This is a genomic window from Reyranella massiliensis 521 (assembly GCF_000312425.1).
In the GTDB taxonomy this organism is placed as follows: domain Bacteria; phylum Pseudomonadota; class Alphaproteobacteria; order Reyranellales; family Reyranellaceae; genus Reyranella; species Reyranella massiliensis.
On the sequence record NZ_HE997181.1, the window covers coordinates 1 to 8,419 of the forward strand.

The window sequence follows — 8,419 nt, forward strand, 5'->3', positions numbered from 1 at the left end:
GGTGCTGGCGCCGATCTATCAGCACGGCGGCACGCCCGCCGTCACCAGCGGCCAGTACACCTTCAACATCGGCGAGATGAAGGGCTACCTCGGCAACGGCGTCACGGCACCGCAGGTCTGGCTTGTCTTTGTCGGCGAAGCCGTTGCCTCGGGCGGCGCCGTCACCTCGGCCGTGGCCTATGCCTATGACGGCCGCTACGACTCCGGCTACAGCGGCGACCTTCCCGGTGTGAATACCGCCGTCGCCAAGAACCACAACCTCGGTGTCTATCCCCGCATCGCCGATTTCATCATCGAGTGCACCTCGACGGAAGGCGGCTACGCCGTCGGCGACCAGATCGGCTTGGGCTCCATCCACAATTTCGACGGTAGCAACATCCGACTGCCCACGCTGTCGCGCGATCGCAACGGCATGAGCGTGATCACGTCGCAGTGGATCGTGGTCAACAAGGCGAGCGCCGCCGGCACGTCGCTGACGACGAACAAATGGAAGTACCGGATGATCGCCGAGCGTGGATGGTAGCGAAGCGCAGGGGGCAGGCTGATGTCTGATTTCAACGACCCGCTTCCGGGGGCGGGTGTGTCGTTCTGGACGATGGCGGCGGCCGCCGTGGGCTCGCTGCTCACCCTGCGCACGCTGGTCGACTCCAATCCCTTCACGCGCCTGGGCGCCGTCGTTTCGAGCTGGGCTCTGGCCCTGTTCGCGACGCCGGCCGTCGCCGAATGGCTGGGCGCGACGCACAAGCAGGAACGTCTCGTCGCCCTGCTGATCGCCTTCCTCGGCATGAACATCCTCGCGGGCTTCGCCACCTTCGTCGAGAAGTGGCGCATCGACCCGCAGGCGGCGTTTGCGTGGTTGTGGTCGCTCTGGCGGGGAGGTCGCTCACCGTGATGCTCGTCCAGTTCGTCTATATCGCCTGCTGCCTTGTCGGCATCGGTGCCATCTTCGTTCAGCAGCGCTATCGCTACCGCCGCGCCAAAGGCTGCCGCTGGTGGCTCTACACGATCCTCGCCATGGGTCTGGCCTACGAAGGGTTCGAGACCTGGAAATTCGGCGCGCCGGCATTCCCGGCCGGCCGCTGGCTCGTCGTTCCCTCGCTCGCTGCCGTCATGGCATGGGCGGCGTGGAAGGACTGGGGCCGCCGCCACACCTACTGATCCACCTCAAGAGGACAACATGGACTTCCAATTCACACCGCCCGCCCGGGCGGTGCATTCGCTGTTCTTTCACTGCAGCGCCAGCGATCGCCCGGAACACGACGACGTCGCGGTCATGCGCGACTGGCATGTGAACGGCAACGGCTGGTCCGATGTCGGCTACCACTACTTCGTGAAGAAGAGCGGCGAGTGGCAGGCCGGCCGCGCGCTGGAGCGGACACCGGCCGCGCAGGGCGACGGCTTCAACACCGGCACCATCGCGGTCTGCCTGCACGGCCTGGTCAAGTCGGCCTTCACCAGCGAGCAATTCCGGACGGGCCACAGCATGGTCCGCGCGATCTGCGATGCCTACGGCGCCCGCGGCGTGAAGATCCGCGTGCACGGCCATTGCGAGGTCTATCCCAAGGAGTGCCCGGTCTTCGACTACCGGCGCGCCCTTGGGCTCGATGCCTCCGGCTATCCGACTGGGCGGCCAGACTTCGCCGTGCAGGATGCGACGCCACGGTTTCTCGCCAGCCCGCTGGACCTCTACATCATGGTGCCTGGTAACGCCGACCGGGTGCGTCGCCTGCAGCGTGCCTTGACGGAGCGCGGCTTTCCCTGCGGTGCGATCGACGGGCTCTTCGGCCGCCTCACGCGCGATGCCCTGGTGGCATGGCAGCGGGACACCGGCCGGTCGCCCACCGGCGTCGCGGACTATGCCTCGCGCGTGGCGCTCGGGGTCGAGTCATGACGCTGCCCGCCTTCCTGGCCACGCCGGCGGCCAAGGCAGTCGCCGTAACGCTGCTCGCCGTCGCGCTCATGGCCGGCACCGCCTGGCTACTGCGCGACCAGTTCTCGGAAGGGAAGAAGGCCGGCGCGGCCGCCGTCACCACCACCGTGCAGCAAGAGACCATCAAGGCGCAGGAGAACGCGCGCCGGGAGAAGGAGCAGATCGATGAGAAAGTGCGTAGCACTCCTTACGATGATCGTGTTGACGGGCTGCGGTGAACCGGAAAAGCCGGTCATTGTCTCCGTCGACACGCTCTGCACGTCGACGACGCGCTACCGCGCCACCGAGGCGCAGGTCGCCGCCTTCAAGGCCGACCGTTCCCTTTGGGAAGGGCTTGTTGACTGGCTCTCCGGCTTCAACGCGGTCCGCGACAGGCGTTGCCTGCAGCCAAGCCCTTACTGAGGCGGTGCGATGAAAACCTACATCCTGCTCGCGATTGTCGCCGTGCTGGTCGTCGCCGTGTTCGCGCTCATGGGTATGTGGGTGCAGATCGGCGATCGCGCTACGCAGCGCCTTCCGCCTCGCTAGACTAGAACGCCCGTCGGGTTTCGACCGGCGGGCATATTCTTTTCCTCACTTCAGTTTCACAAGAGCCGAGTGGATCTCCAGCCACTGTGGATTCAGCACCATCGCAACGTACGGGGCCGGCATACCAATTAAGTCCACGATAGTGGAAACCGTGATCTTTCCGGCTTCGAATTCAGGCACCAGGAGGTTTCGGGCCGCCAATGGAAACAGGACTGCTGCGGCGTAAGCGACACCCAGTCGATCGTTAAAGGCATGCTGCCCGTCGGTTTGGTGGTTGTACATCTCAGGAGGCAGCCGAATCTTCTCGATCAAAGAATCGATATCGGTCCGCTCCGAGACGCGATTCTCAGGCTGATCAAGGACGTGCAGCAATTCTTTGCACGCAACGAGTCGCTGCCAGGGGACGGACTGATCAGTCGAGTAGGTTACCCTCGTAAGCTTGATCTCGCTGTCGGTCTCAGACTGGGAGTATTGCTCGATGAATCCACGGACGATGCCGGCGTCAAGGCCAGGGTCCGCGAACATCTCGATGATATGGTTGTGACCTACGATCTCCTGCACGGCAGGAAGGACGTTCTCGACAGGATCAATTGGCACATCGGTTCGATTAGAGAACGTGCCAACAAATGCACCAATTCGCACTGAGCTCTCCCTGCAAAAAGGCCCGGGAGTCACCCGGGCCTATAATTTTCATTTGAAAGTTCGATGACGTTAAAGCGTCGAAACGAACTCCCGCAAGTCCGTCACGCGCTCCTTCCAAGGCGCCATGAGCGACGGCTTCACTTCGCCCTTGCGTTTGCGCTCGGCAGCGCCGTGCAACTCATCCCGGAACTGCTCGTCCGAGATAGTTTCATTGCTGCCGCGGAAAAACTTAATGTTGGCGAGCTTCATGTCCTGCCCGGAGAGGCAGTCCATGAGGACGTCTTTCCTGTGCTTCGACATGGTAAGCTCCTCACTTCCTGGGTCAATTACCCTTCATACGACAAGGCGATATGCCAAGCCGGAAATTATGCGTGCCGCCCACGAACGGATGAACCAATCTCCGGCTGCATCCATCTCCTAATATTCGCGGACAGTGCGCAACGCTTTCGATGGGGAATATGCCCCCTCAATTGTGCTTTTTCCAAGGAAATTTTGTTGACCGGCCTGCGGAAAAAGCGTAGTAACGCGTCCGCGTTATAAAATAAGTTATTGATTTTAAACACTTATTTGCCATACCCCAAGATACTTGCGGGCGCATCATGGCGGTGATGCTGGTTTATAAGCGATTGTAAAGTAGCTCTCCCACCTCATGAGAATCGGTTGGCAACCGTTTGGGTATGGCTCGGTGAGGACCCTGTGACGATCTGAGAGAGCGGAGCGCGCGTCGCCGACTTAGTCGCCCCGGGATTGAAAGGCGAGGCAGCGAGGTCGATCCGGCGAAAGGTGGGACACGAGGCCTCGAAAATGCCCGGAAATACTAGGTTTCGAAAAGCATCCCACTTCTGGTTAGTAGATTGATAAACCGGGGATCTCGAGCACCGTCTCGGGGCACCACTTTATTCCAGACATTCTGCGGTGATTTTGCGCCGGCCTTGCGAGGGCCCTGGCCATCGGCTGGGCTGTGCCAGCTGGTCCGCTTGACCCGTGGCGATGCGCTGGCTCCTTCCATCCCGCTGCCAGGCGGGTGTAGCCTGTTCCGGCAGCGCGTCCAGTTCGGCTGCGTGTCCGCGACGTAACGCAGGCTTTGGAGGGCGCGCCGTGAAATCTCCCCGCCGCACTTTCATCCACCTAGCCGCAGGCGCTGCTGTGCTGCCGGCCATAGCCCGCACTTCGTGGGCGCAAGCCTATCCGTCCCGGCCGGTGCGCATCGTCGTCGGCTTTCCCGCCGGCGGGGCCACCGACATCCAGGGACGCCTGATGGGCGAGTGGCTGACGGAGCGGCTGGGCCAGCAGTTCATTGTCGAGAACAAGCCCGGTGCCAGTGGCAACATCGGCACCGAGCTGGTCGCCAAGTCACCCGCCGATGGCTACACGTTGCTGCAGGTCGTGACGCCGCATGCGATCAATGCCGCGCTCTACAGCAATCTCAGTTTCGACTTCATGCGAGACATCGCGCCGGTCATCTGCGCTGCGCGGCTGGCGTATGTCGTCGTGATAAATCCGTCGGTCCCCGCCAAGACACTGCCCGAATTCATCGCCTACGCCAGGGCCAACCCGGGCAAGATCAACTATGGATCAGCCGGCCAGGGCACTCCGCAAAACATTGCCTGCGAACTCTTCAAGATGATGACCGGGGTGAATCTGGTTCATGTGCCATACAAAGGCGGCGCGCCTGCTGTCGCCGACCTGATCAGCGGCCATGTGCAGGTCATTTTCGCGCCGATCTCCGAATCGATTCAACAAATCAAGGCCGGCAAGCTGCGTCCGCTCGCCGTGACGACTGCGGCGCGTTTGGACGTGATGCCCGACGTTCCCTCGGTGTCGGAGTTCGTGCCGGGTTACGAGGCCAGCGGCTTTGCAGGCATCGGCGTGCCCAAGAATACGCCGACCGAGATCATCACCTTGCTGAACAAGGAACTGAACGCCGGCCTCGCCGACAGCAAGATCAAGACCCGGATCGTCGAGTTGGGCGGCACGGTGCTCGGCGGCACGCCTGCGGAGTTCGGAGCGATCCTCTCGGAGGCCACCGAGAAGTGGGCGAAGGTCATCAAGTTTGCGGGCATCAAGGCCGAATAGCGCCCCGGCGTCATCACGGCGTCACAGTGGCCCGGCCTTTCCACAAGTTGATTTTGATGATCCCCCATGCAACTAAATTTACCCACTTTGATCTGGGGGGAGCAGGCGTATGTGCAACGTATGTTTATCGCGTCGTGGTTTGTTCGCGGTAGGGATGGGCGCCGTGGCGGCGGCATCGATTGCTTCGGCGCAGGCTCAACCGGCGCGATCCGCTGAAACCCCCGACGCCGCGCTGGCTCGTCTAATGGAGGGCAATGCGCGCTATGTGTCGGGGCAGTTGAAAGAGCGGGACTTCTCCGCGAATCGGGCGGCCCGCACTCAGGGGCAGGCGCCGTTTGCGGCGATCCTCGGCTGTGCCGATTCGAGAGTCGCGCCCGAATTGGCCTTCGACCAGGCGCCCGGCGAACTCTTCATCGTACGCGTTGCCGGCAACTTCGTGACGCCGGAGGGGTTGGGCAGCCTCGAGTTTGGAGCTGCCGTGCTGGGGACCAAAGTGATCATGGTTCTCGGCCATACGAGCTGCGGCGCGGTGAATGCGACGGTCGACGCCCTTCAGAAGGGCAACACGCTGCCGGGCCACATCGCCGGCCTCGTGACCGCCATGAAGCCCGGCATCGAGCCGATCATGAAAACGACAGGGCCGGATCTCCAGCAACGCGCCGTCGTCGCGAACGTGCAGGCCAATGTGCGTCGCCTTCAGACGGAGAAGCCGATCCTGAGCGAAATGGTCGCCGCCGGTAAGCTCCGCATTGTCGGTGCGTACTATGACCTGCCCACCGGCAAGGTCATCATGGTCTAGCGCCGGCACGCCGCGACTGCGGGATCAGGGCCGCCATGCGCGGCAAGGCGTTTGCCATGCTCGCTATCGCGTTGGCCCTCGAGGCTGGGCTGCTCTCCGCTGCCCAGGCACAGACGGCAGCGGAGTTAAAGGCCCGTTGCTCGCAGCTCATCGCCTACTACGACCGCTACGGAATGGGTCGGAGCACGGACTCCGACGGGCGGCGCAATCACACGCGGATAGGCGCCGAGATCGATTGCGCGAATGGTCTCTATGCCGAAGGTATCCAGGCCATGGAAGATCTTCTGCGGCGCAAGAAGTTCACGCCGCCGCCTCCGGGCCCGAACGTTCCGGAAGACGACGATTGATCGCTAACCCTTGCGCGAAGCGCCGAGGCCTTACGTGCTCAGGTCCGTATCGCCATCTTCACTTCACGTCCGCGCGCCAACTGCTTCATCCAACTCGCCAGGTCGGGACGATGCGTGACCTGATGACCGTAGTGTTTTCTCAGGGCATCGACCAGTCGGCCTTTGCGACCGAGAAGCTCATCGGCGTAGCCGATCATCACCGAGTTGGGCCAAGCCTGCGGACGAATCCGGCGCAGCCGCTCGAACAGGTTCGCTTCCGGCTCGTCAGGGTAAAGCTGGGCGAGGAGCGACAGCATGCCGGCGGTAGAGCGCGAGACGCCCATGTGGCAGTGGACCAGCAGGTGGCCATCGCGCCGGTTCGCGCGCGACGTCGCCAGCTCTTCTCCGAACTGCAGGATTGCCTCGACGTGCGCTGCCGCCGGCATCACCTTGCCGGGTTCCGGATCGATGATGTCGTGAAAGCGCAGAAGCGTGCGGTGGTGCGGCGCATAGGCCGAGAACGCATCGACGTCGAGGCGATCAGGATCGAGCATCGACAGGACGTGTGAAACCGGCGTGTCGCGCGCGTCGGACAGCTCGTCGATGCCACAGATCGTGAGCATTGAAATCGAGATAGGCGTCATGACCGTCCTTCCTGCCTTTTCGGCAGGGCAGATAGCACATTGTCCGCCGGACGCAGGCTCAAACTCTACCTTGCCGCTTGGGCCGCCAGCGGCATCAGCGGGTCCGTTTCGGTGGCTTGCCCCTGCCGCCGTCCTTGCGCCCGTTCCAGCCGACCGACTGGGTAATGTCGCGCAGGGTTCCCCATTTCACGAGAAGCGGGGGTGAATAGGCTCTTTTCGAGATCGGCTCGTCGGCGGACGAGTCGTCTCGCTTGGCATTGTCGCTCATATGATTTCCCAACCCACAACTTTCCCAAACAGCACGGCCAAGATTCCCACATGGCTGTGCTGTGGAAACATAGTCACGACGGCCGACTGACCGTCAATCGCGATATCAACGGAGGCGCAATGCGCAAGCCGGGTGCAGATTAGGCAGCCAGAGCCGACTCGCTTGCCGGATCCCCGGCGATGCGGCTGTGCCACATGATGCGCCGCTGGGTCATGTCCCAGGGGGTCGCCTGGTGCAGCAGGCAGCGATTGTCCCACACCACCGCGTCGCCTGCCGCCCAGTCATGGTGGTAGATGCGCGGGGGCTGACAGGCAAAATCGATCAACCCTTCCAGAAGGCGCCGAGCTTCATCGCGGTCCATGCCGGGAATGTTGTGGGCATGGCGGCCGATCAACAGCGATTTGCGGCCGGTTTCGGGATGTGTCTTCACCAGCGGCCGGAGCGGCACGGGGCCGTCGTGCAGGCCGTAGCCACTATATTCACCGTCGGACTTGCCGGTCTGGTGGCCGAGCTGCGACTGGCTGTAGTGCAGCGAGTGATAGGCCTGCAGCGACTCGATCTGCGCCTTCCGTGCCTCGTCGAGCGCATCGTAGGCGGCGCGCATGTCGGCCCAGCCGGTCTGGCCGCCGATCGTCGGCACTTCCTCTGCGCTGAACACGGCGCCCTTGGCCTGCACGGGCATGTAGGTACTGTCGGCGTGCCAGCCCATGTTGCCCTTCAGGATCTTCATCATGTCGTCGTTGTCTTCTTCGATCCTGAGCGTGCCGTCCGATTTCACGTTACTGATCGCGGCCATCTCGAATTCCAGGGGACCGAAACGTTTGGCGAAAGCGATCTGTTGGTCGCGTTGCAGATGCTGGCCGGGAAAGACCAGCAGCGCGTACTTCAGCCACGTCGCATGAAGCTCTCGCCAGGTCGGTTCGTCGATCTCGGCGAGCCTGATGCCTGTGACGACGGCGCCGAAGGTGGCGTCGAGGGGCTTGATCTCGAGACGGTCGGTCATCGGGAACCTCGTGAGTGTCGCCACCATCTTACGCAAAAAAGAACGGCCGGGCATTGCCCGGCCGTCCTCTCCATTTCGCAGTTCGGGGTCTTACTGAACCACGATCTCGACGCGGCGGTTCTGCGGCTCGCGAACATTGTCGCCAGTCTGAACCAGCAGGCCCTGCTCGCCACGGCTGACAACCGCGATGGCCGTGCCGGCAC

Annotated in this window: 14 protein-coding genes; 9 read left to right on the forward strand and 5 right to left on the reverse strand. The window is 62.7% G+C overall.

Annotated features, from left to right (window positions below):
- The 6 genes from BN60_RS30640 to BN60_RS00030 form a co-directional block, all read left to right on the forward strand.
- On the forward strand, positions 1 to 523 hold a 523-nt coding region (locus BN60_RS30640), incomplete at its 5' end, for a hypothetical protein (protein ID WP_043283492.1).
- Positions 524 to 544: 21 nt separating this feature from the next.
- Complete coding sequence (locus tag BN60_RS00010) at positions 545 to 892, forward strand: hypothetical protein (RefSeq protein WP_020693901.1); 348 nt, start codon at positions 545 to 547, stop codon at positions 890 to 892.
- On the forward strand, positions 889 to 1,158 hold the full coding sequence (locus BN60_RS00015; protein WP_148283285.1) for a hypothetical protein: 270 nt from the start codon (positions 889 to 891) through the stop codon (positions 1,156 to 1,158). The genes BN60_RS00010 and BN60_RS00015 overlap by 4 nt, the downstream gene beginning before the upstream one ends.
- Before the next feature lie 19 nt (positions 1,159 to 1,177).
- A complete protein-coding gene (locus BN60_RS00020; RefSeq protein ID WP_020693903.1) occupies positions 1,178 to 1,891 on the forward strand; it encodes a peptidoglycan recognition protein family protein in 714 nt (237 codons plus the stop codon).
- Positions 1,888 to 2,148 (forward strand): hypothetical protein, encoded by a 261-nt coding sequence (locus BN60_RS00025; RefSeq protein ID WP_020693904.1) that lies wholly within the window; start codon positions 1,888 to 1,890, stop codon positions 2,146 to 2,148. Before BN60_RS00020 ends, BN60_RS00025 begins: the two co-directional genes overlap by 4 nt.
- A complete protein-coding gene (locus tag BN60_RS00030) occupies positions 2,123 to 2,332 on the forward strand; it encodes a hypothetical protein (RefSeq protein WP_020693905.1) in 210 nt (69 codons plus the stop codon). Before BN60_RS00025 ends, BN60_RS00030 begins: the two co-directional genes overlap by 26 nt.
- A 171-nt stretch (positions 2,333 to 2,503) precedes the next feature.
- On the opposite strand, the gene BN60_RS00035 is transcribed toward BN60_RS00030, so the two are convergent.
- Positions 2,504 to 3,100, reverse strand: a complete 597-nt coding sequence (locus BN60_RS00035) for a hypothetical protein (protein WP_148283286.1) — start codon at positions 3,098 to 3,100, stop codon at positions 2,504 to 2,506.
- 69 nt (positions 3,101 to 3,169) lie between these two features.
- Complete coding sequence (locus BN60_RS00040) at positions 3,170 to 3,400, reverse strand: hypothetical protein (protein ID WP_020693908.1); 231 nt, start codon at positions 3,398 to 3,400, stop codon at positions 3,170 to 3,172.
- 798 nt (positions 3,401 to 4,198) lie between these two features.
- On the opposite strand from BN60_RS00040, the gene BN60_RS00045 reads away from it, so the two are divergent.
- The 3 genes from BN60_RS00045 (at position 4,199) to BN60_RS00055 (ending at position 6,322) form a co-directional block, all read left to right on the forward strand.
- The gene (locus BN60_RS00045; protein ID WP_043283495.1) at positions 4,199 to 5,176 is read left to right on the forward strand and encodes a Bug family tripartite tricarboxylate transporter substrate binding protein; all 978 of its coding nucleotides are present in this window, start codon (positions 4,199 to 4,201) and stop codon (positions 5,174 to 5,176) included.
- A gap of 109 nt (positions 5,177 to 5,285) precedes the next feature.
- Positions 5,286 to 5,975, forward strand: a complete 690-nt coding sequence (locus tag BN60_RS00050) for a carbonic anhydrase (RefSeq protein ID WP_043283496.1) — start codon at positions 5,286 to 5,288, stop codon at positions 5,973 to 5,975.
- Between the two features lie 35 nt (positions 5,976 to 6,010).
- Positions 6,011 to 6,322, forward strand: a complete 312-nt coding sequence (locus tag BN60_RS00055) for a hypothetical protein (RefSeq protein ID WP_020693911.1) — start codon at positions 6,011 to 6,013, stop codon at positions 6,320 to 6,322.
- 38 nt (positions 6,323 to 6,360) lie between these two features.
- Here the strand turns inward: BN60_RS00055 and BN60_RS00060 are convergent, their stop codons facing one another.
- The 3 genes from BN60_RS00060 to BN60_RS00065 all read right to left on the reverse strand — a co-directional run bounded on the left by BN60_RS00060 (position 6,361) and on the right by BN60_RS00065 (position 8,216).
- Entirely contained in the window at positions 6,361 to 6,945 is a 585-nt protein-coding gene (locus BN60_RS00060; RefSeq protein WP_020693912.1) for a tyrosine phosphatase family protein, read from the reverse strand.
- Between the two features lie 94 nt (positions 6,946 to 7,039).
- Positions 7,040 to 7,213, reverse strand: coding sequence for a lasso RiPP family leader peptide-containing protein (locus BN60_RS30210; protein ID WP_020693913.1), 174 nt, complete (start codon positions 7,211 to 7,213; stop codon positions 7,040 to 7,042).
- 139 nt (positions 7,214 to 7,352) lie between these two features.
- On the reverse strand, positions 7,353 to 8,216 hold the full coding sequence (locus BN60_RS00065; RefSeq protein ID WP_020693914.1) for a TauD/TfdA dioxygenase family protein: 864 nt from the start codon (positions 8,214 to 8,216) through the stop codon (positions 7,353 to 7,355).
- Between the last annotated feature and the right edge of the window lie 203 nt (positions 8,217 to 8,419).